Here is a 22825-nt window from a genome sequence, read left to right on the forward strand (position 1 = left end):
GGGCCCGCTCGTGGGCCACGTCGGGTCGCTGTAGCGGCCCGTTTTTGTTGGCGGGCGGCCGGGCCCGCGCGGATGTCGGCGCGTGGTACGGTGCGGCTGAGCCGAACGCGGTCGATGTTGGCAGGACCGCAAGGACGCAAAGACCATGAACCCAGACCTGATTCGCATCATCGACAGCATCAGTCGTGACAAGAACATCGACCGCGATTCGCTGATCGCGGACATCGAGGCGGCGATGGTCAGCGCGATCCGCAAGAACTACGGCGAAGAGGCCGAGGTCACCGTCAAGCTCGACCTGCTGAGCGGGAAGTTCCAGGCCAGCGTCAATGGTGAGCCCGTCGATGTGCAGATCCTGGGCCGCATCGCCGCGCAGACCGCGAAGCAGATGATCATCCAAAAAACGCGCGAGCGCGAGCGCACCAGCATCTACGAGGACTTCACCGAGCGGCGCGGGACGATCGTCACTGGCACCGTGGTCCGCTCCGAGGGCGGCAACCTGCTGGTCAATATCGGTCGGACCGAGGGCTTCCTGCCACGCAGCGAGCAAATCCCCGGCGAGACGCACCAGCCGGGCGAGCGGCTGCGCGTCCTGATCCTCGAAGTGCGCGAGCAGCCCAACCAGGTGAAGGTCATCCTGTCGCGGTCACACCCGGAATTCATCGAGCGGCTCTTCGAACTCGAAGTGCCGGAAGTGGCCGAGCAGATCATCGAGATCCGCGCCCTGGCGCGCGAGGCCGGCTACCGCACCAAGGTCGCCGTCAGCAGCATCGACTCGAAGGTCGACGCGGTGGGGGCCTGCGTCGGCGTCCGCGGCAGCCGCATCAAGAACATCGTCGATGAGCTCGGCGGCGAGAAGATCGACATCGTCCGCTGGAACGAGTCGAGCCAGATTCTCATTCAGAACGCCCTGAAGCCCGCCGAAGTGCAGGAAGTTGCGCTGTGCTTCGAGCTGGTGAAGGCGACCGTCGTGGTCGCCGAGGACCAGTTGTCGCTGGCGATCGGCAAGCGCGGGCAGAACGTGCGGCTGGCGGCCCGGCTGACGGGGTGGGACGTCGATATTCTCACGCCGGCCGAGTACAGCAAGCACCTCGAAAACCTCGAGCGGACGCTGAAGAGCATCGAGGGCGTCGATGACGTGCTGGTCGACAAGCTGGTCGCCTTCGGCTGCGTGTCGGTCGCCGACATCGATGAGATCGGCCCGGACCCGCTGGTGAAAGAGCTGGATCTGGAGCCGGAGCTCGCGGAAAAGGTCGTCGAAGCGTGCGGCGAAGAGGTCATCCGGCTCGAGGAGCAGCGCGAGGCGGAGGCCAAGGCGAAGGCCGAGGCGGAGCGCCTGGCGGCTGAGCGCGGCGAGCCGCTGGTGCAGGCGACGCAGCCGGCCGATCTGGTCGCAGGCACGACGATGACGCCGGGCGCGGGCGAGGCGGCGGGCGAGCCGGCGGCACCGCTGAGCGAGGGGGCAAGCTTCGAGGCGGCCGGCGACGTCGGCGGAACCGAGCCAGTCCCCGAGCCGCCGGTGGCGCAGATTCAACCCGACACGAGTTTCCAGCCGGCCCCGCCGCCGGCGCCGTAGGAACGGACGTGCGCGACTGGGGGGTGACATGGCCTGCCGGAGCGGCAGCGCAGGCAGGCCGTGTGGACGTGGAGCATCATGTTCCACGACCATGCTGCGCAAGACCGGGCCAGCCCATCAGAATGCGAAATTTCACGGCGTTATCGCGCGCTCGGGTCGCGACCGAGCAGCCGGGCTTCCGCGAGCCGTAGCTCCTCTTCGGCGAGCGTGCGTTGGGCGTCGAGGTGGAGTGCCTCCAACGCCGTGCGGAGCTGCGCGACGGCGCGTTCATACTCACCCAGGTACCGGCTGTAGAGCAGGCCCAGGAACAGCCGGACCTGCGCGACGTCCGCCGCACCCGGGTACGCGGCCAGGAACGCTTCGTACGCGGCGGCGGCCTCGCGGTAGCGGCGCGCCTGGGCGAGGCAATTGGCGATCTCGAGTTGCTGGGGGCGCGCGAGGACTTGCTGCTCGTCCAGCGACAGCAACCGCAGGTAAGAACCCACCGCGCCGCTGACGTCATGCGCGGCCAGCCGGTCGGCGATCTCCTCGCGCAGGCTCTCGATCGGTGTGAGCGGGACGTCTGCGAGCGGGCGCGAATCCAGCTCCTCGGCACGCACCGGGCGGGCCATGTACGGCGCGGATTGGGCGAACGGCACTTCGATTCCCGAGCGGCGTCGCCAGCGGTCCCACAGCGCCAGCATGTCGAACTGGTTGCGGGGCAGGATCCGCAGGGCCAGCAGGCCCATCGCGACCGCGAAGCCGAACGCGTAGCCGCCGAGGTGCGCCGAGAACGCCACGTTGGACGCGGCCGCGCCACCCTCGATCTCCGGCGAGATGATGTTGTCCCAGAGGATCATCTTGAAGACGATCAGGATCATCGCCGGGACCTGGAACGTGAACACGAAGATCATCCACACCAGCATCGTCACGTGCACGCGCGGCAGCAGCGCGAGAAACGCGGTGGTCACGGCGGCGATGGCCCCGGATGCACCGACCAGCGGGTTCTCCGCGCCCGCCGTAAACGCCACGCCCGCGATGACGCCGCCGGCGAGATAGAACAGGACGTATCCCGCCCCGCCCATCCGGTCGCAGACGGCGTTGCCGAAGATCCAGAGGAACAGCATGTTGCCGGCGAGGTGCCAGACATCGCCGTGCAGGAATTGGTACGTGAGGTACTGCGCGAGTGCCGGTCGAGCGGCATCGAGAGCGTAGTACGCCTTCAGTTGTGCGCCGGCCTGGCCGCCCAGGAAATCGGTGAACAGGAATATGACCACGTTCAGGCCAATCAGGACCCAGTTCGCCACGGGCGGCCGGCGAGTGCGGAATTCGGTGCCGATCGGGATCAGCGGCATGTGCGTCCTTCGCGTTCCGTGTGGGTCGCGGCCGGCGGCCTACGGTGCCGCGCGGTTTGCTGCCTTCGCCGCCGCCAGCAGCCGGTCCCGCAGCCGCGTGGGCAACGGGGCGGGCTTGAAGTCGGCCGCGCGCTCCAGCATACCCGGACCGCCCGCCACCAGCACGCGACCAAACGGCTCCCAGCCGGGGTCGCCGCTGTCCAGAGTGGTCACGTCGCCAGGATCGAGCCCGGCGGGCCAGCCGCTGGTCCACTTGCCGGTGCGCGCGTCGAGGCTGCCGAGCACCGTGTAGGCGAGCGCGCGCAGCCAGGCCGGCTGTTCAGTCGCTTCGTGCCACAGTTCCAGTTGCGGCCGCAAGGCCTGCGCGTTGCTCGTCGCCGCGATCACCAGGGCCATCGTCACCGCCGGATAGTCCGGGTCGCGCTGCCCGGGACTGACCAGCGCGGCGATACGCGGCGTGCAACCCAGCTCGGCGGCCAGCCAGTCGTCGAGCGTCCGGCGGGCCGCGGGCCAGCCGCCGTGCAGTTGAGCCAGCAGGTCGCGCTCCAGCAGGCGCGTGGCGGGCACGGCGCGCCATTTCAGCACCGGGGCTGCGGGATACGGCCCCTTCAGCGTCGGCTTGCTCCCGGGCTGGCCCCACTCCGCGGCCGCGGCGATCTCGGCCGGCGTGACGTCGAGCGGGTCGGCGCGGCCGGCCTCGCCGAAAAGCTTGCCGCGCAGCCGGGCGATCGCCCAGGTGAGGCGCTGCTGGTCGTGGGGGTCGCACGTGGGCAGGAGCTGGGCGAGGCTCTCGGCGATCGTGTGGCACGCGCTGCGATACTGTGGGCCGCGCTGCTCGAGCACCAAGCCGGCGGCGGCCCGCACGGGGGCGGCGGCGCTGGCCCCGATCCGTTTCAGGATATCGCGCGGCTGGCGGACATCGCGCGGGTCGAAGTTCAGGGATTGTTGCGCGGGCCGCGCCAGGTCGAAGATCGCATCGGCCAGGCGCTCGCCGCGCTGCTGCCCGAGCCAGGACCAGCTTTCCCAGTAGCTGGCCAGAAGCCGCTCGAAGACGCCGAGCGGCTCGTTCTGCGCGAGGATCCGCAGGCCGGCGGTCGTGCGGCTCAGGTCGGTCGTCGCCTGCCGCAGACCGAGGCGGGTACCCGGCTCGTCGTTGCTCCGGGCTGCGCCGGCGACACGGGCGAGGAGCAGACTGCGCTGCAGCTCGGAAAGCCACAGGTCGGCTAGGTCGGCCGCGACGCGTTCGTCGCCGAGCTGGGCGCGGGCGCGGAGCGCCGTCGCGCGCAGGCCGCGCTGCTGCTGGCAGCGTTCCAGGAGCGCGAGCCAATCCGCGCGGGCGCTGAGATGGGCGTCCCGGGTGCGCACCAACAGGTCGAGGGCGGCGCGGACGTTTGCGCGGGCCTGCGGCGCGTCGGTGTACTTGTCGAGCGCCGCAGCCAGCGCATCGGCCACGGCCGGCGCAGCGCGTTGCTCCACGCCGGAAAGCGCGCATAGCGCCGCCTCGCGGTCAGCACTGGTGCGGGCGGCGAAGAGTTGTGCGGCGAGCTCCGCGCCGGCGATCTCCTTCGGCGCGGTGGGCACGAAGGGCGCCGGAGGTGGTTGGCGCTGGATGCGGACCATGTGCAGCACGGCAAACAACACCAGCACGCCGACCGCGACGCTCGCGCCAGCGATGGTCCAGAAACGCCAAGTGAGGAATCGGAGACGTTGCCTGAGCGGCAGACGTTTGCCGGTCGCGAGGTTCGTGTGGCACTGGTGGCACCAGACGGCGGTGGGCGCGACCTCGGCGTGGCAGCGCGGGCACGTCGGCACGTTGGACTGCGCGGCGGCGGGCTTCTGGGCCATGAGCTCGGACGGCAAGGGGACGTTGAAGTTCTGGCCGCACGCCGGGCAGAGCTTGGTCTGGCCGGCGGTCTCGTCGGCGGCGACCAGGACGCGGAGGCAGTGCGGACAGCGAATCTTCAGCGGCATCCCGAGCTCGCTTTACAGGTGCACACCCCACCGGGGCTGGGCACAACTGACATTTGTAGACCCGGACGCGGCGCCCGGCAAGTGCGGCCCGCGGGCCGTTCATTCAGAGCCCCGAGCGTCAGCGAGCGGGTACCCGCGAAGCGCGGATGTGATCCGCAGCCCGCTCGCTGACGCTCGGGGCTGTGATTGGCGGGCGGGCGCCACTGCGCTAGAATTCACCGCCGGATCGCCAGCCACTGCCAGTCGGAGGCTCAGCCACTAATGCCTAACGCTACTGACCCGGACTTCATGCAGCTTGAAGGTCTGCTCACCGAGGACGAGCGGCATGTCCGCGACGCCGTCGGCCGCTTCGTGGACGAACGCGTGCTGCCGATCATCGCGGCGTGCTTCGAGGAGGAGCGCTTCCCGCGCGAGCTGATCCCCGAGATGGCGGCCATGGGGCTCTTCGGGCCGACGTTCAAGGACTATGGCTGCGCGGGGCTCAGTAACGTCGCGTACGGTCTCATCATGCAGGAGCTGGAGCGCGGCGACAGCGGGTTGCGCAGCTTCGCTTCGGTGCAGAGCGGGCTCGTCATGTACCCGATCCACCGCTATGGCTCGGACGAGCAGAAGGAACGGTGGCTGCCCGCGCTCGCCCAGGGCCAGGCGATCGGCTGCTTTGGCCTGACCGAGCCGGACGGCGGGTCCGATCCGGGGACGATGAAGACGCGCGCCCGCCGGGCCGGCGGCGACTGGGTTCTGAGCGGCGCGAAGATGTGGATCACGAACGGCACGGTTGCTGACGTGGCGGTTGTGTGGGCCCAGACCGACGAGGGCATTCGCGGCTTTCTGGTCGAGCAGGGTGCGCCGGGGTTCACGTCGCGGGACATCGCGCACAAGTTTTCGCTACGGGCGTCAGTGACATCGGAGCTGTTTTTTGACGACTGCCGGGTGCCGGAGCGCAATCGACTGCCCGGCGCGGTGGGGCTGGCGGCGCCGCTGAGCTGCCTGACGCAGGCCCGCTACGGTATCGCGTGGGGAGCGATCGGGGCGGCGCAGGCGTGCTTCCGCGAGGCGCTGGCGTTCGCCCGGCAGCGGGTGCTGTTCGGCGAGCCGCTGATTCAGAAGCAGATCATTCAGCAGCGTCTGGCCGAGATGGTCCGGCGCATCTCGACGGCGCAACTTCTGGTGTGGCAGCTCGGGCGACTGAAGGACCTGGACCAGATGCACCACACGCAGGTATCGCTGGCGAAGTGGAACAACGTCCGCATGGCCCTCGACGTGGCCCGCGACGCCCGCGACCTGCTCGGTGCCGGCGGGATCACGGTCGAGCAAGTCCCCATCCGGCACATGCTGAACCTGGAGAGCGTCATCACGTACGAGGGGACGGAGACGATTCATCAACTCATCGTCGGCCGTGAGATCTGTGGCGTAGAGGTGTTCTGAGGGCGGGGCGCTGATAGTGCGTAACGTGGCGGCCGACAAGGCGGTAGGGCAGGTCGCGTCCGTGTGCGACCTGCCAGTGGGCCCTCGTTGCTGAATACACAGACCCGCGGCGCCAAGGCAAGTGGCGCGGCGTATCGCCGAGCAACGCTGCGCGGGGACCGCAGTGAGGGTCGGCTGAAGCCGACCAGGTCGATGCACCGGGTCGCGCGAATGCGGGAGATACGCTCTGCGGGCTGCGTGCGGTTCGTTCACTGCCGTTTCCGGCTCGGACCATGACCTTGCTGCGCAAGACCATGCCGCACGGCCGACTCGGGGGTCGGCCGCTACATTGCCGTGCGGGTCACGCGGCCGAAGATCGTGTATTCGCAGCCAACCGCGGTGCTGCGGCAGACTTCGATTTCGGGGAGCGTCACGCGCCAGGTCTTGCCGTCGCGCGTGCCGACGATGACCAGCGGGCCGCCGCGCGTGCCTTCTGGCAGCGGTTGATGCGTGGTCAGCGCACCATGCGGCTCGTCGCTATCGGGGTTGTACAGCGTGACGGCGATCACGTCCGCGATGCGTTGCTCGCCGAACATGACCTCCGACGGAATGTAAGCTTCGGTTGCCATCAACGCGGGGCTCCAGGCCTAGAGCGCTTCTAGCCGCAGGCGCAGATCGCGGTCGTGCAACTCGTGCAGGAACTCATCCAGATCGCCCGCGACGAGGATGCGCGGCAGATCGTACACGTCCTTGTTGATGCGGTGATCGGTCACGCGATTCTGCGGGAAATTGTACGTGCGGATGCGTTCGCTGCGGTCGCCGGAACCGACCATGCTCTTGCGGTCGGACGCGACCTGCTTCTGTTGCGCCGTCTGAAAGTGCTCGTACAGCCGCGACAGCAGCACGCGGCGGGCCTTCGCCCGATTCTTGTGCTGGCTCTTCTCGTCGCGCATCGACACGGTGATGCCGGTCGGAATGTGCTCCAGTTTGATCGCGCTGGAGACCTTGTTGACGTTCTGGCCGCCGGGGCCGCCGGCCCGGCTGACGTGCTCCAGCACGTCCTTCTCCCAGTTGACGTCGATCTCAATCTCTTCCGGCTCGGGCAGGACGGCGACCGTGGCGGCGGACGTGTGAATGCGCCCCTGCGCCTCGGTCTTCGGCACACGTTGCACGCGGTGTCCGCCAGCCTCGAACCGAAAGTGCAGGTACACCTCTTCGCCGGTGACGTTCAGGATCGCTTCCTTGATGCCGCCCAGCTCGGATGGCGAAATCGACATGACCTCGACCTTGTGGCCCTTGCGGGCGGCGTAAGCGGTGTACATGCCGAGCAGGTCGCCGGCGAAAAGCGCGGCCTCATCGCCACCGGTGCCGGCGCGAATTTCGAGAATGATCGAGCTGATCGAGGCTTCGTCGCCGGTGACGAGGCGTTCCTTGAGGTCGTTCAGCAGCTTCTCGCGGCGGGCTTCCAGGTCCGGCAGCTCCGCCTCGGCGAGCTGGCGCAGGTCCGGGTCGGCGTCGTCGGCCAGCAGTTCCTGCGACTCGACGAGCTGGTCGGTGACGCGGCGATAGTCGCGGTAGGGCCGGGCGATTTTCTCGAGTTCGCCGTGCTCGCGCGCCAGCCGCGTCATGAGGGCGCCGTTCGAGGCAACCTCGGGGCGGACCATCTGCGCGGCGATGTCGTCGCCTTTGGAGACCATCTCCTTCACGCGTTCCATCCAGGGCGGATCGGCTACGTTGACCGGCATGGGGGGCTCAACTCAATGCGGGTGGCAGTGTGGCACGGACTCAAACAAGACGGCCCGGGCGCACTGCCCAGGCCGTCCACGTAATTCAGAGCCGTCCAGCTAATGACGGGCGCCGGGTTTCTCTTCTGCACGCGGCTTGAAGTAGTCGCCGCCGAACTTCTTCTGGAAACGCTCCACGCGCCCGGCGGCGTCGACAAACTTCTGCTTGCCGGTGTAGAAGGGGTGGCAGACGTTGCAGATGTCCACCTTGATGACCGGGACGGTGGCCCGGGTGGTGAACGTGTTCCCGCAGGCACAACTGACCTGCGCTTCACCGTACTTCGGATGGATGTCAGGCTTCATGGCACTGGTTCCTGGTTGCGGCCCCACGGGGGCTTCCATGCGACTCACGAGCCCAGTATTATTGCAGACGCCGGCGGGTTCCGCAACAGGGTTTCCAGCCCGGGACCGCTGCCGGTCTGCCGTCCACCGGGTCGAGGTGCCGCATGCCGCCGTCCACACCGGAGCCGGTCGTTCGCCTCGATAGCGTCGTAAAGGTCTACCAGCCGGCGGCGGGGGTGGAGGTGCCGGCGCTAAGGGGCGTGTCGTTCACCATTTACCGCGGGGAGTACATCGCGATTGTCGGGCCATCGGGCAGCGGCAAGTCGACGCTGCTGAACATCCTCGGCTGTCTGGACCGGCCGACCAGCGGCACGTACTGGCTCGACGGGCACGACGTGTCGCGGTTCGACGATGATGCGCTGTCCGATATCCGCGGCCGGCGGATCGGGTTCGTGTTTCAGAGCTTCAACCTGATCGCGACGCAGACCGTGCTCGAGAACCTCGAGACGCCACTTTACTACCAGGGCTTCCGCGCGCGCGAGCGGAAGCAGATGGCGCTGCAGCTGATCGAGCGCGTCGGCCTGGCGGACCGGGCCGAGCACCGGCCGCACGAGTTATCGGGCGGCCAGCAGCAGCGCGTGGCGATCGCCCGGGCGCTGGCGAACGATCCGGCGATCCTGCTGGCGGACGAGCCGACCGGCAACTTGGACAGCAAGACGGGGCAACTCATTCTGCAAATGCTCGATGAGCTGAACGCCGCCGGCCGAACGGTCATCATCGTGACGCACGACATGAACGTGGCCCGGCGTTGCGGGCGGGTGGTCGAGCTGAGTGACGGGCTGATCCAAGACGGCGGGAGTGCGGCATAAGGCAGGTCGCGTGTGTTTGCGAGCTGCCGGGTGGAATGTGCCACCCAGGTTCACACACAATCCACGGCCTTGCTGCGCACGACCGCCACCCCGACGGCCGGCTGGGGGGGCGGCCGCTACCGCGTGAAGCGGAGGATGTAATCTTGGGCGCGGGCGACCGTCGCCTGGATGCCCGCCATGCTGCGTTCGAGCGTGTGCCGCGTGATCGAGAGCGTCGGGATGTAGAACGCCTCGTTGTCACGCTCGTCAATCCACGGTTTGTCCGGCCATTCATGCACGCCGGTCGTACCGTCGGGTGATGCCAGCGCGAGATAGCCGCAACTGCGAATGAAGCGGCCCGCCCACGCGCGCATCAGCGGCGATTTCTCTCGGCCGAAGCCCTTGCGCCCGTCCTGCGTCTCCTCCCAGATCTGCACTACCGGCGTAAGGCCGAGCAGCATCTCGTTCCATTCCTCGCCCGCGATGAGCACGTCCGGCTGGCGCTCGTGCAGATCGCGCACGAGCCGGCGGACGCCCTCGACCTGGTCCCACGCGGGATCGTTGTAGAAGACGTTGCAGGTCTCGTCGAGAAAGACGGCGTCGATGCCGTAGTCACGCACGAGGCGGTCCACGGCGGCGACCAGGATTTCGCGCAACGCCGGCGGTTCGAGCGCGATGTACGCGTGGGCCGCGTCACCCAGCCCGTCATGATCCCAGTCGATGTGATAGGCGTGGCGCGGCAGGCCGTTCCAGTCGCGGATGACGTAGTCCTTCAGGTGCGTCAGGTACAGCGGGTGCCGCATGTTGATCGCCATCGCGTTCAAGTGCGGCATCACGTGAAAGCCAAGTTCGCGGGCCCGCGTGCAGAAGTCGCGGAAGCCGTCCTCGCCGCCCAGCCCCGGCGACGGGCGATAGTCGGGATAGTCGCGCATGTACCGGCCGTCCCAGCCGATCGGGTAGAGCAGCGTCTGCGCCGCGGGGAAGAGCCCGGCCAGCGCCTCGATCGCGCTCGTCATGCCGGCGAAATCGAGGTTCGTGCCGCCGTTCCAATCGGTGCCGTGCAGGTTTACGACGAGGCCGACGTGGCGCGTCCACGCAGGCATGTCACGCCGGCGGTCGAATTGCAGGGCACCGAACGCGCGCTCGACGAACGCGGCGTAGTCGTCCAGCATGGGCTCAAGCGCGTCGCGGTAGCCGATCTCCCACACGCTGGATTCGAACTTCCGCGTACGCTCGCGAAGCGACGCGTCCTGCACGATTTGCAGACGCATGCGGTCGCCGTTGCGCAGCGCCAGCAGACGCTTAAAGCGCCACGGAGCTTCGTGCGTAACGACGGTGAAATACCGGGAACCGTGCTGCCAGACGGCAAAGCCGGTGCGCCAATCGCGCGGGAAATCCCACTGCCGCCATGTCGCCTCGGCGAGGTCGGTCTGCTCGGGCGCGAGCATACGCATGTAGGGCAATTCGAGTGCGAGCTTGACGGCCTTGATCGCGTGCTCGTGTTCGGCGGTCACCTGTACGCGGATGCCCTCGGCGTCGGCGCTGTGCACGCGCACCATGAGCTGGCCGGCGGTGGACGGCCGCGCCTCGCCATCCGCGCCGTTCACGAGCTGATCGCATACGAACGTCTCGCCGGCGGATTGCCAGCCCGTCGCGTGATAGAACGTCCCTTCGCAGGTGTAGACCTGCACGTTGAGTTCAAAGGGTCCGATGGTGAGCCGGTCATTCATCATTCATCCTCGATCACACCGTTGCCCATCACGTGCGCAGGGCGATGACATCGGTGCGTGTGCCGGTTTCCGTGCCGACGGCCAGCGCGAACTTCGCCGCCGCCCGGGGGTGGTCGAACAGCCGAAAAAGCGCCGCGCCCGATCCGGTGAGCCGTACGGCCTGCCCGGTGACGGCGCTGATCTCCGCGGCCAGGGCACCGAGTTCCGGCGCGACCTGAAACGCTGCCGCTTCGAGATCGTTGAACAGCAGGTCCATCAGCGCGTTGGCGGACGTACGGGCGGCGAGAACCTCCGTGAGCGGCGGCCGTGGCGGCGGCGGGCCCAGGCGGTCGCAGGTGGCGTACACGGCAGGGGTGGCGCAGTGAATCTCGGGCAGGATCAGCGCGAGCCACAACGCCGGCGGTGCACCGAGGTCTTCGATTTGTTCGCCGCGCCCACGCAGTATGCAGAGCGGCGTGTGCAGGAACAGTGGCACGTCCGAGCCGAGCTCCGCACCGAGCGCGGCGAGTTGAGCGCGCTCAAACCGCGTCTGCCACAGGTCATTAAGCAGCGTGAGCGTCGTGGCTGCGTCGGAACTCCCGCCGCCCAGCCCCGAGCCCGCGGGGATGCGCTTGCGCAGGTCGATCTGCGTGCCGTGGTTCGTGCGCGCGGCAGCGTTGAGTGCCTTGGCCGCGCGCAGGACCAAGTTGGAGCCGTCGGACGCCAGCGTCGGATCGTCGCAGGTCAGGCCGTAGCAGCCATCCTCGTGCGAGGCGACGGATACGGTGTCGCAGAGGTTGATCTGCGCGACGAGCGACTCGAGCTCATGAAAGCCATCCGACCGCACGCCGGTGACGCGCAGCGTGAGGTTGATCTTCGCCGGGGCATTGCGGAGCAGCGTTTCCATGCGGGCAGCTTCGGAGAGGCTTGGGCCGGCGTCAAGCCGGCGTGGGTGCCGGCGGGAGAGGCGGGTATTGAGCGACGGTCGGCGGGAGCTTGAGCGCGGCGGTAGAATTAGACTGTGCGGCCGGGTATGCGAGAGCGCGTGTCAGAATGGGCGGCGTCGCGGATCGCCGGCTTGCGACTCGCGCGGCGGCCGCGGTCGCGCCTGCGGCGGGCGGTGGAGATCGGCTGTGCCGTGCTGCTGGGGGCGATTCTGCTGAGCATGATCTGGTCGCTCAGCTATGAGGGGGCGTTGTTCTACGCCAGCTTCGATCGCGGGTCATTGTTCTTTTCGATGCGGGAGAGTGTGCAGCCGGAGGGTTGGTCGCTTTCGCTCAGCCGGACGGCACTGCGGTTCATGTTCAACCTGTTTCCGTCGCTGGGGGGCACGCCGCCGCGATACGTGTGGCGCGGGTATGTGCCACTGTGGATCCCGCTGGCGCTGCTGGCGTTGCTGACGGCGGCGCTGTGGTGGCGGGAGCGGCGACCGTTTCCGCCGGGGTGCTGCCGGACGTGCGGGTACGACCTGCGGGGGAATCAGAGCGGGCGGTGTCCGGAATGCGGGGTGGCCTGTGCGATCGCCGGGGAACGGGCGGGGCCGGCGGGGGACATTTCGCGCAGTTGACAGTTCGTAGTTTGTTAGGTATATTATAGGTGGGAACGGAATCAGCGCGCGGTGGGGCTACACGCCCGGCGGTGGGCCGCTGGGGAGAGACAGAGTATGCCCGGCCGGCGAAAGCCCGGAGTACGCGCGGGGGTAGGTGGCGGGGGCGACGGTGTACGTCGGCCACGGGAGGCCGATGGTCCGGCTCGACGGGAGCCGCGCGCTCCAGCTCGGCGGGAGCCTCGCCCTCCCTGCCAAGGGATATGGGCGAGCGACTTCCGGTCGGTCGGCGGGACGATCGCCGCGGAGCCTCGGTCGCCCGGGCAGGGGGTTCGTGCATCGGCGGGAGTGCCGGTGCCACAGAGCTTCACCGGCGGGACGCCGATGCCACATCAGGCGGCGTACGCCGAGCTGCACTGCCTGTCGAATTTCTCATTTCTGCGCGGGGCGTCGCACGCGGAGGAACTTGTCGCACGCGCGGCAGAGTTGGGGTACGCGGCGCTTGCGATCACGGACCGCAACTCGCTCGCCGGCGTGGTGCGCGCCCACGTCGCCGCCAAAGAGCACGGCCTGCATCTCGTCATCGGGGCGGAGATCACGCCGGTGGATGCGGCGCCCATTGTGCTGCTGGCCCCGAACCGGGTGGCTTACGGGCGGCTGGCACGGCTGATCACACGCGGGCGGTTGCGGTGCCGGAAGGGGGCATGCGAGATTCGGCTGGCGGACGTGGCGGAGCTGGGGAGCGGGGCCGGGTTGATTGGGATTGTTGTGCCGGCGGAAAGCCACGAAGCCACGAAGCCACGGAGCCGCGCAGGGGGAGGGCGGTGTCCGGTGGCCGCACCTGAACTGGCGGCGTTTGCGCCTTACGGCGCGTATCGCGCCATCTTTGGGGACGACTGCTTCCTTGCGGCTGAGCTGGCTTATGACGTGCCGGATGCCGTGCGGCTTGAGCGGCTCCGCGCGCTGTCGGAGCAGACCGGGCTACCGCTCGTGGCCGCGAACGATGTGCACTACCACGTGCCCGAGCGGCGCTATTTGCAGGATGTGCTGACGTGCATTCGCGAGAAATGCACGCTCACGTCGGCGGGGCGGCGGCTGCTGGCGAATGCGGAACGGCACCTGCGGCCGCGCGACGAGATCGCGCGGCGGTACGCGCCGTATCACGAGTTGCTGCAGCGCACCGTGGACATCGCGCGGCGTTGCACGTTCAGCCTGGATGAGCTGCGCTATGAGTATCCGCACGAGCTGGTGCCGCCGGGCGTGACGGCGCACGAGTACCTGACGCGGCTGACGTGGGCGGGGGCACGCGAGCGGTATGGAAGAAGCCACGGAGCCACGGAGCCACGCAGCCACGAAGGAGAAGACGGTGGAGATCAAGACGTTTCGCGACTTAATCGCCTGGCAGAAGGCGATGGAGCTGGCCAAACCGGTTTATCAGGTAACGACGCGGATGCCCGAGACAGAGCGCTTCGGTCTGACGGCGCCGATGCGTCGCTCGGTCGTGTCGATTCCGTCGAACATCGCCGAGGGGCACGGGTGACAGAGTCTGACGGAATACCTGCGCTTCTTGAAGATAGCGCGCGGCTCGCTGATGGAATTGCAGACGCGGTTGCTGCTGGCGAAAGCGCTGGTGTTCATTCAGATTCCGCAGTTGCTGAACGAGCTTCAAATGGAAACCGACCGCGTACTACCGGGATTGATCTGCAGCCTGGAGAAATTGCCAGCGTAAGCTCTTCGTGGCTCCGTGGCTCCGCGGCTCCGTGGCTTCCGTCCTCGGTGCGACGCCAGCTCGACGCCGAACTCGCCCTGATCGCCGAGCTGAAATACGAGCACTACTTCCTCACCGTCTGGGACCTGGTGCGCTTTGCGCGCGAGCGCGGGATTCTGTGTCAGGGGCGCGGGTCGGCCGCGAACTCGGCGGTGTGCTATTGCCTCGGCGTCACCGCGGTCGATCCGGCGCGCATCGACCTGCTGTTCGAGCGCTTCATCAGTCGCGAACGCAACGAGCCGCCGGATATTGACATCGACTTCGAGCACGAACGGCGGGAGGAAGTGTTTCAATACATCTACGAAAAATACGGGCGCGAGCGGGCGGCGATCACCGCGGAAGTCATCAGCTATCGTCCGCGATCGGCGGTGCGCGATGTGGGTAAAGCGCTCGGTTTGTCGCTCGATCGCGTGGATGTGTTGGCGAAGGCACTGGATTGGTGGAGTGACGAAGCCGTGCCGGAGGAAGCCTTGCGCGCAGCGGGGCTCGACCCGCAGGATCGCACGGTGCAAATGGTTGTGCGGCTGGTGCGGCAGATTTTGGGCTTTCCGCGGCACCTGTCGCAGCACGTGGGCGGGTTCGTGATCACGGAGACGCCATTGTGTGAAATCGTGCCGCTGGAAAACGGCGCGATGCCGGACCGCACCTTCATCGAATGGGATAAAAACGACATCGATGCACTGGGAATTCTCAAGGTGGATTGTCTGGCGTTGGGCATGCTGACGGCGATTGGGAAGTGCTTTGGCATGCTGCAGAGGCACGACAGGAGGGAACAGGGAACGGGGAACAGGGAACAGAGGGGGGGCGCGGGGCGAGGTCACGAGTGTCGCGCGGCGCAGCGATGTTATAGTGGCTGGGCGGCACAAATCGGAAAGGGAGCAGAAGATGACGGTGGATTATCGCGAATTGGTTGTGTGGCAGAAGAGCATCGAACTAGCAAAGGTTGTGTATCGGCTCACACAACGCATGCCGGAGAGCGAGCGATTCGGGCTGACCAATCAGATGCGACGGGCCAGCGTCTCGATCCCGAGCAACATTGCGGAGGGCAACGCGCGGCAGTCGCGACGCGACTATTTGCACTTTCTGACGATTGCGCGGGGGTCGCTGGCCGAACTGGAGACGCAGGTGACAATCGCGGAGGCGCTGGAATTGCTGCCACGCGATTCGGATGCACGGAATCGAATCGCCGAAATCGGGCGCATATTGCAGGGACTGATCAGGAGCCTGCAGCCGGCGCGGTGAGCCGAGACACTGTTCCTTGTTCCCTGTTCCCTGTTCCCTCGTCTCTGACCGACATTCCCCCCGAAGACCCCCTTGTCTACGACATGATCTGCGCCGCCGATACCGTCGGCGTGTTCCAGATCGAAAGCCGCGCGCAGGTGTCGATGTTGCCGCGCCTCAAGCCGCGGTGCTTTTATGACCTGGTTATCGAAGTTGCGATTGTGCGGCCGGGGCCGATTCAAGGCGGGATGGTGCACCCATACCTCCGCCGGCGCGACGGGCTGGAGCCCGTGTGGTATCCGAGCCCCGCAGTGCGCGGCGTGTTGGAGAAGACGCTCGGCGTGCCGCTGTTTCAGGAACAGGTGATGCGCGTTGCGGTCGTCGCGGCCGGGTTCACGCCAGGCGAGGCGGACCAGTTGCGGCGGTCGATGGCGGCGTGGGGGCGCGGGGGAAAGATCGAGAGTTTCCAGATCCGACTGATCCAGGGCATGCTGGCCAACGGCTATCCGCCGGCGTTCGCGGAGCAGATCTTCAAGCAGATTCGTGGGTTCGGCGAGTACGGCTTTCCGGAGAGCCACGCGGCGTCGTTCGCGCTGCTGGTGTACGTGTCGGCGTGGCTGAAACGCTATCACCCGGCCGCGTTCACGGGGGCGATCCTGAATTCACTACCGATGGGTTTCTACGCGCCGGCACAACTGGTGCGCGATGCGCTGCGGCACGGAGTGGTGGTGTTGCCGGTGGACGTGGGGCGGAGTGGGTGGGACTGCAGCTTGGAGGAGAGGGATCGAGGGATCGAGGGATCGAGGGATCGAGGCGAAGATGCACTGGATCGCTCAGGGACGCGTTCCCAGCCCTCGATCCCTTGTCCCCTTGATCCCTTGATCCCTGCCGTCGTCACGGCCCTCCGCCTCGGCCTCCGTCTCATTCGTGGCCTGAGCGCGGAGAAGGTCCGCGGCATCGAGGCGGCGCAGCGCGAAGGGGGCATTACTTCGATCCATGCGCTGGCCCGCCGGCCGGATGTTTCACGCGAGACGCTGCTGCGCCTCGCGGCCGCCGACGCGTTTCGGTCGCTGGGCCTGAGTCGGCGTGCAGCGCTGTGGGAGATTCTGGCGCTCGATGATCATCCGGCACCGCTGTTTGCGGAAATGGAGCCGAGCGAGCCGCCGGCGAACCTGCCGGTAATGCCAATGGATGAGGTCGTCGTGCAGGACTACGACGCCCTGGGGCTGTCGCTGAATGCCCATCCGATCGGACTCGTCCGCGAGGAGCTGACGGCGCTGAAGGTCAGCCCATGCGAGCGGCTGCTGTCCGCGCGGGCGCGGCAGCGCATTGCGGTGGCGGGGCTGGTGACGCATCGCCAGCGACCGGGGACCGCGAAGGGGCTGGTGTTCATGACGCTGGAGGACGAGACGGGAACAGCGAACCTGATCATCCGGCCACAGGTGTGGGACCGCGATCGGCGCGTGGGGCGCGGCAAAGTGGCCCTCATTGCGGCCGGCGTCGTGGAGCGGGTCGGGGCGGTGATCCACGTGCAGGTGACGCGGCTGAGCGATCTTTCGGCACAGATCGCGCCGGTGCGCGCGAAGTCGCGGGATTTCCATTGAGCGCGAAAGGTCGCTACACCTCGGGGATCTTCAACTCATAGGGTTGCGTGACGTTGCAGTACCACGATCCGCCAAGGCGGCCCACCGTCGACAGCTTGTGCGGGTCGACGAGGCCATTGGCATCGAGAATCTCGTCCGCGAGGTGAATGGCGAGAATGTCGCCGAAAACGACGTTGCCGCCGCCGGGACGCTCGCCGGTGGTCACGATCTGGCGCAGGCTGCATTCGATGTTGACCGGCGCCTCCTTCACGAGCGGCGGCTGGACCTTGGTCGCGGGCACCGGCGTGAGACCACTGAAATCAAACTCACTCTGCCCGGTCGGCAGCTCCGCCGCACAACGGGTCATGGGCGTCGCGAGCGCGGCCGAGACCGTGGCGATCACGAATTGCCCGGTAGCCTTGATGTTTTGCAACGTGTCCTTCGATTCGCCGCTGCGGCGAAACGTGGGGCAGAAGAGCACCACGGGCGGGTTGCCGGAGACCATGTTGTAGAAGCTGAACGGCGCGAGATTGAGCTCGCCGGTCGGTGCGCGCGTGGAGACGAGGGCGATTGGGCGCGGGTTGATGAAGCCGATGCAGAGCTTGTAGACGTCACGCCACGGCTTCTGGCCGGCTTGCAGGTCGAGGTACATGGCAGGGGTGCTCCGCTGGGGAGTCGTGAGGTGCATGACGCGCGGCGAGGCGCTGCAGATCACTGATCTCGGACAGGGGGTCGGTGACGAAACGCCGCTGCCACATGCGCGGGTGCGGGACCTGCAAGTCGTGTTCGTCGATGCACCGGTCGTGATACAGCAGCAAGTCGAGGTCGAGCGGACGTGAGAAGCGCCCGGGCGCGCGTTCGCGGCCGTGCCGACGCTCGATTTCCAGCATACGCAGCAACAAGGCTCGCGGCTCGAGCCCGGTCGCGATTTCGGCGACGGCATTCAGGAACGGCGGCGCGTCGGGCGGCCCGTCGACCGGTTCCGTCTCGTGCAGCGACGAGCAGGCGAGCACCTTGATGTCGCCCGCGGCGGCGAGTTCGCGGAGCGCGTCGTGAATGTGCCGGGCGCGGTCGCCGAGGTTGGATCCCAGGGCGATGAAGACGCCGCCACCCGCTACCATGTCAGCTTCTCCATGCGCTGCAGCGCCGCCGTGATCCGCTCGGCGGGGACGCCCAGCGAGAAGCGCACGTAGCCCTCCCCGGTTGGGCCCAGGCCGCCGCCGGGGACACCCACGACATCGGCCTCGTCCAGAAGTCGATTGCAGACCGTCATTGAGTCGAGGCCGATGGGAACGCGGGCCCAGACGTAGAACGTCGCGCTGGGCGGCGTGGCGTGGAACCCCAGCTTGCGCAGTCCATCGCAAAGCAGCGTGGCGCGACTGCGATACAGGGCGCGCATCGCATGCAGCTCGGGCCGGTCGATGTTCGCGTACGCTTCGCACGCCGCTTCCTGGATGGCCGCGAACACGCCGGTGTCGAAATTTGACTTGATGCCGCTGAGCGCGGCGATTGCGTCCGCGTTGCCGACGGCGAAGCCAATGCGCCAGCCGGTCATGTTGAATGTCTTCGATGCCGAGTGAAACTCCAGCGCGATCTCCCGCGCGCCGGGCACCTGCAGAATGCTCGGCGGCCGCTCGTCGCCAAGGTACATCTCGTTGTAGGCCGCGTCCTGCGCGAGCAGGATGTCGTGCTGGCGGGCGAAGGCGACGGCGCGGGCGAAAAAGTCGAGACGGGCGGTCGCGCCCGTCGGGTTATTCGGGTAATTCAGGAACATGAGGACTGTTTGGCGCGCGATCTCCGCCGGGATGGCGTCGAGGTCCGGTAACCACCCGCCGGACTCGGTCAGATCGAGCACATGCGGCACGCCGCCCGCAAAGACCGTGCCGGCGACGTAGGCGGGGTACCCGGGCGAGGGGACGAGCACCGTGTCGCCGGGGTTCACGACCGCGAGCGGCAGGTGACCGATGCCTTCCTTGCTGCCGATGAGGGCGACCAGTTCGCGCTGCGGGTCGATCTCGACGCCGTAGCGCTTCTGGAAGAACGCCGCGATCGTGCGGCGGAATTCGGCGGAGCCGCCGCCGAAGGGGTACACGTGGTTCGCGGGTTTGCGGATGGCCTGCTGCATGCGGTCGATGATGAACGCGTGCGTGGGGAGGTCCGGGTCGCCCACGCCGAAGTCGATGATGTCGCGTCCGGCGGCGCGGGCGGCCCGTTTTTTGCGGTCGATCTCGGCAAACAAGTAGGGGGGCAGGGCTTGCAGGCGCTGGCTATGTCGAATCGGCATGTGTGGTACTCACCAATGGCGCCAACGGCAGATTGGGGGGACAGGCCTCCGGCCTGTCGCTTGACCGACCGCAGGTCGGTCCCCCAGGGCGAGCGCGGCGCTCGTCAGCACAAAACGGCCCACACATCGGGCCGCGGGGCGTCAGTGTAGAGGGCCGGCGGGTCGCGAACAAGGCAGGGCGCGTCATGCGGACGGGGCCGCGCGCCCGGTCCCGAAATCGCGCCGCGCGGCCGGGAAGGGTGGCATCGGCCGCGGCACGCCGCTAGGATATATCGTTTCGCGGGAGTCGAGCAGTCACGGCGATGAAGTCCTGGCTCTCAGTGAACGCAAGCGGCTCGTTACACGCCAAGACCGAGGTGGCACACGGTGATCACGGTGCGCCGCCTCCCCGCTGCACCCCGATGTGAGACGCATGATGGGTACTACTACCTCGCGCGACGTCAAGCCCGAGCCACGGTCCACCAAGCCAGTCAAGGAGCTGCCGCAGGCGGCGGTGCGGTTCGCCGGTGATTCCGGTGACGGCATGCAACTGGTTGGGACCCAGTTCACGGCCACGTCCGCGGTGCTGGGGAACGACGTCGCCACCTTCCCGGACTACCCGGCCGAGATTCGCGCGCCGATGGGCACGCTGGCCGGCGTCTCGGGGTTCCAGGTCAACTTCGCCAGCCGGCACATCTTCACGCCGGGTGACCGGATCGACGTGCTGGTGGCGATGAACCCGGCCGCCTTGAAGGCGAATCTGGGCGACGTGCTCGAGGGCGGCATCCTGATTGTGAACTCGGATGAGTTCAATGAGTCGAACCTTCAGAAAGCCCAGTACGCGGCCAACCCGCTCGAGACCGACGAGCTGAAGCGCTACCGGCTGTACGCGATTCCGATCACGCAGCACACGCTCGAAGCGGTCAAGGAGACCGGCCTGGGCCCGCGTGACGCCGCCCGCTGTAAGAACTTCTACGCCCTCGGTGTGCTGTACTGGCTGTTTGACCGCGCGCTCGAGGCCACCGAGCGCTGGATCACGTCCAAGTTCAGCAAGGTGCCGGCCGTGTCCCGCGCCAACACCCTGGCGCTGCGGGCCGGCTACGCGTTCGGCGAGACGGCGGAGATGTTCACGCTCCGCTATCGCATCAAGCCCGCCGAGCTGCGACCCGGCACCTATCGCAGCCTGACCGGCAACCAGGCCACGGCCCTTGGGCTGGTGACGGCCGCGAACCTCGCCGGCAAGCCGCTGTTCTACGGCAGCTACCCGATTACGCCGGCGAGCGAAATCCTCCACGAATTGAGCGGCTACCAGGAGCACGACGTACGCGTGTTCCAGGCCGAGGACGAGATCGCAGCGATGTGCTCGGTGGTGGGGGCCGCGTTCGGCGGGGCGCTCGCGGTGACCGGTACGAGCGGGCCGGGCATGGCGCTGAAACAGGAAGCGATCGGCCTGGCGGTCATGACTGAGTTGCCGTGCGTGATCGTCAACGTGCAGCGCGGCGGCCCGAGCACGGGCCTGCCGACCAAGACCGAGCAGGCGGACCTGCACCAAGCCATTCTGGGCCGCAACGGCGAATGCCCGCTGCCGGTGCTGGCAGCGCAGTCGCCGGCCGACTGCTTCTGGTCGGCGATCGAAGCCACGCGCGTCGCCATCAAGTACATGACGCCGGTGATCCTGCTGACCGATGGGTACCTCGCGAACGGCTCCGAGCCGTGGCGGATCCCCGACGAGGGCGAACTGCATAAAATCCCGGTGCACCACGCGACCGACCCGGCGACTTTCCAGCCGTACGCCCGCGATGAGAACGGTGCCCGACCGTGGGCGATCCCGGGCACGCCGGGCCTGCATCACCGCATCGGTGGATTGGAAAAGGCCGACATCACGGGCAACGTGTGCTACGTGCCGTCGAACCACCAGCGGATGGTCGATCTGCGAGCGGAGAAGGTTGCCAAGGTGGCGCGCGACATCGCCGATCAGGAGGTTTACGGCGCGCAGCGCGGCGAGCTGCTCGTGGTATCGTGGGGCGGGACGTATGGTGCCGTGCGAACCGCGATCGAGCGGGCCCGCGAGGACGGCAAGGACGTGTCCCACGCCCATTTGCGCTGGCTGAATCCGTTCCCGCGGAACCTCGGGGACGTGCTCCGGCATTTCAAGCAAGTACTGGTTTGCGAACTCAACATGGGTCAACTGCAACTGCTGCTCCGCGGCCACTTCCTCGTGGACGCCGTCGGGCTGCACAAAGTGCAGGGGCGCCCGTTCATGGTCAGCGAGATTCTCGACCGGGTCGATGAACTGCTGGGAGGCAAGGCGTCATGACAGCACCCTTCGATCCCGCCGGGCTGAGTGCCAAGGACTTCAAGACGGACCAGCAGGTCAAGTGGTGCCCGGGTTGCGGCGACCATTCGATCCTGATCCAGTTGCAGAAAGTCCTGGCGGCGCACGGCGCCGACAAGGACAACACCGTCTTCGTCTCGGGCATCGGCTGCTCCAGCCGCTTCCCGTATTACATGGACACTTACGGCTTTCACAGCATCCACGGCCGCGCGCCCGCGATCGCGACCGGCGTGAAATGCGCCAACCCGAACCTGAACATCTGGGTCGTCACCGGCGACGGCGACGCGCTCAGCATCGGCGGCAACCACTTCCTGCACACGATCCGCCGCAACGTCGGCCTGAAGATCATCCTCTTCAACAACCGCATCTACGGGCTGACGAAGGGGCAGTATTCGCCGACCAGCGAGTTCGGCACGCGGACGAAGTCGTCGCCGGCCGGGTCCATCGACCACCCGATCCATCCGATCTCGCTGGCGATCGGGGCGGAGATCACGTTCGCCGCGCGGGCGGTCGACACGGACGTGCAGCATCTGCAGTACGTGCTCGAGCGCATGGTCGCCCACAGGGGCACGGCGTTCCTGGAGGTCTACCAGAACTGCCAGGTCTACAATCACAACGCGTACAGCTTCGCGACCGACCGGCAGACGAAGAACGAGCACGTCGTCTACCTGGAGCACGGCAAGCCGCTGATCTTCGGCAACAACCGCGACAAGGGCATTCGCCTGAATGGCGATACGCCGGAAGTCGTTGAGCTGGCGCGCGTCTCACAAGACGATTTGATCATCCACGACGAGAAGGCCACGGACCCGTCGATGGCGTTTCGGCTCGCGCGCATGGTGTATCCCGAGTTTCCGGAGCCGCTCGGCGTCTTTCGCGCGGTCGAGAAGCCGCCGTACGAGGAATTGCTCATGGGGCAGATCCAGGCGGCGAAGGAGAAGCGCGGCGTCGGCACGCTCGATCGCCTGTTCCACGCGGGCGATACGTGGAAGGTGGCATAGTCCGCGCAAGGACTGGGGGACCGACCTCTGGTCGGTCGCATGACCGACCAGAGGCCTGGCCTCCGGAATCCGGGGTCGGCATCAATTCTGTTCGGCACTCGACTTGCTAGGGCATGCGAAAAACACACGCGGGTTTAACACGATCTTAATTTGCGCTTTGCCTCAGGCCTGCGCATTATCTCCCGCATGGGTAGGCCGCGACGCCA

Annotated in this window: 19 protein-coding genes and 2 pseudogenes; 10 read left to right on the forward strand and 11 right to left on the reverse strand. The window is 67.3% G+C overall.

Going from position 1 to position 22825, the window contains the following annotated elements; all coding sequences use genetic code 11:
- The first annotated feature begins 145 nt into the window (after nt 1–145).
- On the forward strand, nt 146–1573 hold the full coding sequence (nusA, locus tag KA383_14535) for a transcription termination/antitermination protein NusA (protein MBP7747334.1): 1428 nt from the start codon (nt 146–148) through the stop codon (nt 1571–1573).
- Between the two features lie 140 nt (nt 1574–1713).
- Here nusA and KA383_14540 read toward each other — a convergent pair whose 3' ends face one another.
- Both KA383_14540 and KA383_14545 read right to left on the reverse strand, forming a co-directional pair.
- Nucleotides 1714–2907: a rhomboid family intramembrane serine protease gene (locus KA383_14540; protein ID MBP7747335.1), complete on the reverse strand. Its 1194-nt coding sequence runs from the start codon at nt 2905–2907 to the stop codon at nt 1714–1716.
- A gap of 39 nt (nt 2908–2946) precedes the next feature.
- On the reverse strand, nt 2947–4878 hold the full coding sequence (locus KA383_14545; protein ID MBP7747336.1) for a zinc ribbon domain-containing protein: 1932 nt from the start codon (nt 4876–4878) through the stop codon (nt 2947–2949).
- A gap of 261 nt (nt 4879–5139) precedes the next feature.
- On the opposite strand from KA383_14545, the gene KA383_14550 reads away from it, so the two are divergent.
- Nucleotides 5140–6303: an acyl-CoA dehydrogenase family protein gene (locus KA383_14550; protein ID MBP7747337.1), complete on the forward strand. Its 1164-nt coding sequence runs from the start codon at nt 5140–5142 to the stop codon at nt 6301–6303.
- Between the two features lie 323 nt (nt 6304–6626).
- On the opposite strand, the gene KA383_14555 is transcribed toward KA383_14550, so the two are convergent.
- From KA383_14555 to rpmE, 3 genes are all read right to left on the reverse strand, one after another.
- Nucleotides 6627–6911: a hypothetical protein gene (locus KA383_14555; protein MBP7747338.1), complete on the reverse strand. Its 285-nt coding sequence runs from the start codon at nt 6909–6911 to the stop codon at nt 6627–6629.
- Nucleotides 6912–6929: 18 nt separating this feature from the next.
- Nucleotides 6930–7997, reverse strand: a complete 1068-nt coding sequence (prfA, locus tag KA383_14560) for a peptide chain release factor 1 (protein ID MBP7747339.1) — start codon at nt 7995–7997, stop codon at nt 6930–6932.
- A 129-nt stretch (nt 7998–8126) separates the two neighbouring features.
- A complete protein-coding gene (gene rpmE, locus KA383_14565) occupies nt 8127–8369 on the reverse strand; it encodes a 50S ribosomal protein L31 (GenBank protein MBP7747340.1) in 243 nt (80 codons plus the stop codon).
- 143 nt (nt 8370–8512) lie between these two features.
- Between rpmE and KA383_14570 the strand changes: the two genes are divergently transcribed.
- On the forward strand, nt 8513–9217 hold the full coding sequence (locus KA383_14570; GenBank protein ID MBP7747341.1) for an ABC transporter ATP-binding protein: 705 nt from the start codon (nt 8513–8515) through the stop codon (nt 9215–9217).
- A 116-nt stretch (nt 9218–9333) separates the two neighbouring features.
- Here the strand turns inward: KA383_14570 and KA383_14575 are convergent, their stop codons facing one another.
- Complete coding sequence (locus tag KA383_14575) at nt 9334–10929, reverse strand: hypothetical protein (GenBank protein MBP7747342.1); 1596 nt, start codon at nt 10927–10929, stop codon at nt 9334–9336.
- A gap of 25 nt (nt 10930–10954) precedes the next feature.
- Nucleotides 10955–11812: a 4-(cytidine 5'-diphospho)-2-C-methyl-D-erythritol kinase gene (locus tag KA383_14580; protein ID MBP7747343.1), complete on the reverse strand. Its 858-nt coding sequence runs from the start codon at nt 11810–11812 to the stop codon at nt 10955–10957.
- A gap of 126 nt (nt 11813–11938) precedes the next feature.
- Here KA383_14580 and KA383_14585 point away from each other — a divergent pair, with 126 nt between their 5' ends.
- The 3 genes and pseudogenes from KA383_14585 (at nt 11939) to KA383_14595 (ending at nt 14180) form a co-directional block, all read left to right on the forward strand.
- Nucleotides 11939–12472, forward strand: coding sequence for a hypothetical protein (locus tag KA383_14585; protein ID MBP7747344.1), 534 nt, complete (start codon nt 11939–11941; stop codon nt 12470–12472).
- A 96-nt stretch (nt 12473–12568) separates the two neighbouring features.
- Nucleotides 12569–13186: pseudogene (locus KA383_14590) on the forward strand (PHP domain-containing protein).
- A gap of 637 nt (nt 13187–13823) precedes the next feature.
- Nucleotides 13824–14180: pseudogene (locus tag KA383_14595) on the forward strand (four helix bundle protein).
- Here the strand turns inward: KA383_14595 and KA383_14600 are convergent.
- Complete coding sequence (locus tag KA383_14600; protein MBP7747345.1) at nt 14117–14788, reverse strand: hypothetical protein; 672 nt, start codon at nt 14786–14788, stop codon at nt 14117–14119. The pseudogene KA383_14595 and the gene KA383_14600 overlap by 64 nt on opposite strands.
- Nucleotides 14789–15104: 316 nt before the next feature.
- Between KA383_14600 and KA383_14605 the strand changes: the two genes are divergently transcribed.
- Nucleotides 15105–15461 carry a four helix bundle protein gene (locus tag KA383_14605; GenBank protein ID MBP7747346.1) on the forward strand — a complete coding sequence of 119 codons (357 nt, stop codon included), beginning with the start codon at nt 15105–15107 and terminating at the stop codon, nt 15459–15461.
- 83 nt (nt 15462–15544) lie between these two features.
- The gene (locus KA383_14610; GenBank protein MBP7747347.1) at nt 15545–17044 is read left to right on the forward strand and encodes an error-prone DNA polymerase; all 1500 of its coding nucleotides are present in this window, start codon (nt 15545–15547) and stop codon (nt 17042–17044) included.
- A 13-nt stretch (nt 17045–17057) separates the two neighbouring features.
- Here the strand turns inward: KA383_14610 and KA383_14615 are convergent, their stop codons facing one another.
- From KA383_14615 to KA383_14625, 3 genes are read right to left on the reverse strand one after another with little or no spacing between them, the layout of a single operon-like run.
- On the reverse strand, nt 17058–17675 hold the full coding sequence (locus KA383_14615) for a flavin reductase family protein (GenBank protein MBP7747348.1): 618 nt from the start codon (nt 17673–17675) through the stop codon (nt 17058–17060).
- Entirely contained in the window at nt 17635–18144 is a 510-nt protein-coding gene (folK, locus tag KA383_14620) for a 2-amino-4-hydroxy-6-hydroxymethyldihydropteridine diphosphokinase (protein ID MBP7747349.1), read from the reverse strand. Before folK ends, KA383_14615 begins: the two co-directional genes overlap by 41 nt.
- Nucleotides 18138–19307 (reverse strand): LL-diaminopimelate aminotransferase, encoded by a 1170-nt coding sequence (locus tag KA383_14625; protein MBP7747350.1) that lies wholly within the window; start codon nt 19305–19307, stop codon nt 18138–18140. The genes folK and KA383_14625 overlap by 7 nt, the downstream gene beginning before the upstream one ends.
- A gap of 415 nt (nt 19308–19722) precedes the next feature.
- Between KA383_14625 and KA383_14630 the strand changes: the two genes are divergently transcribed.
- Together KA383_14630 and KA383_14635 are read left to right on the forward strand one after the other, a co-directional pair.
- Nucleotides 19723–21603 (forward strand): 2-oxoacid:acceptor oxidoreductase subunit alpha, encoded by a 1881-nt coding sequence (locus tag KA383_14630; GenBank protein MBP7747351.1) that lies wholly within the window; start codon nt 19723–19725, stop codon nt 21601–21603.
- Complete coding sequence (locus tag KA383_14635; protein MBP7747352.1) at nt 21600–22619, forward strand: 2-oxoacid:ferredoxin oxidoreductase subunit beta; 1020 nt, start codon at nt 21600–21602, stop codon at nt 22617–22619. The genes KA383_14630 and KA383_14635 overlap by 4 nt, the downstream gene beginning before the upstream one ends.
- The last annotated feature ends 206 nt before the right edge of the window (nt 22620–22825 follow it).

Source organism: Phycisphaerae bacterium (assembly GCA_017999985.1).
GTDB lineage: Bacteria > Planctomycetota > Phycisphaerae > UBA1845 > Fen-1342 > JAGNKU01.

Coding starts and splice junctions, on each gene's coding strand:
- nusA (MBP7747334.1), top strand. CDS start 146: ATGAACCCAGACCTGATTCGCATCATCGACAGCATCAGTCGTGACAAG.
- KA383_14580 (MBP7747343.1), bottom strand. CDS start 11,812: ATGGAAACGCTGCTCCGCAATGCCCCGGCGAAGATCAACCTCACGCTG.
- KA383_14555 (MBP7747338.1), bottom strand. CDS start 6,911: ATGGCAACCGAAGCTTACATTCCGTCGGAGGTCATGTTCGGCGAGCAA.
- KA383_14605 (MBP7747346.1), top strand. CDS start 15,105: ATGACGGTGGATTATCGCGAATTGGTTGTGTGGCAGAAGAGCATCGAA.
- KA383_14585 (MBP7747344.1), top strand. CDS start 11,939: ATGCGAGAGCGCGTGTCAGAATGGGCGGCGTCGCGGATCGCCGGCTTG.
- KA383_14610 (MBP7747347.1), top strand. CDS start 15,545: ATGATCTGCGCCGCCGATACCGTCGGCGTGTTCCAGATCGAAAGCCGC.
- KA383_14615 (MBP7747348.1), bottom strand. CDS start 17,675: ATGTACCTCGACCTGCAAGCCGGCCAGAAGCCGTGGCGTGACGTCTAC.
- KA383_14630 (MBP7747351.1), top strand. CDS start 19,723: ATGGGTACTACTACCTCGCGCGACGTCAAGCCCGAGCCACGGTCCACC.
- rpmE (MBP7747340.1), bottom strand. CDS start 8,369: ATGAAGCCTGACATCCATCCGAAGTACGGTGAAGCGCAGGTCAGTTGT.
- folK (MBP7747349.1), bottom strand. CDS start 18,144: ATGGTAGCGGGTGGCGGCGTCTTCATCGCCCTGGGATCCAACCTCGGC.
- KA383_14540 (MBP7747335.1), bottom strand. CDS start 2,907: ATGCCGCTGATCCCGATCGGCACCGAATTCCGCACTCGCCGGCCGCCC.
- KA383_14570 (MBP7747341.1), top strand. CDS start 8,513: ATGCCGCCGTCCACACCGGAGCCGGTCGTTCGCCTCGATAGCGTCGTA.
- KA383_14575 (MBP7747342.1), bottom strand. CDS start 10,929: ATGATGAATGACCGGCTCACCATCGGACCCTTTGAACTCAACGTGCAG.
- KA383_14625 (MBP7747350.1), bottom strand. CDS start 19,307: ATGCCGATTCGACATAGCCAGCGCCTGCAAGCCCTGCCCCCCTACTTG.
- KA383_14545 (MBP7747336.1), bottom strand. CDS start 4,878: ATGCCGCTGAAGATTCGCTGTCCGCACTGCCTCCGCGTCCTGGTCGCC.
- KA383_14635 (MBP7747352.1), top strand. CDS start 21,600: ATGACAGCACCCTTCGATCCCGCCGGGCTGAGTGCCAAGGACTTCAAG.
- prfA (MBP7747339.1), bottom strand. CDS start 7,997: ATGGAACGCGTGAAGGAGATGGTCTCCAAAGGCGACGACATCGCCGCG.
- KA383_14550 (MBP7747337.1), top strand. CDS start 5,140: ATGCCTAACGCTACTGACCCGGACTTCATGCAGCTTGAAGGTCTGCTC.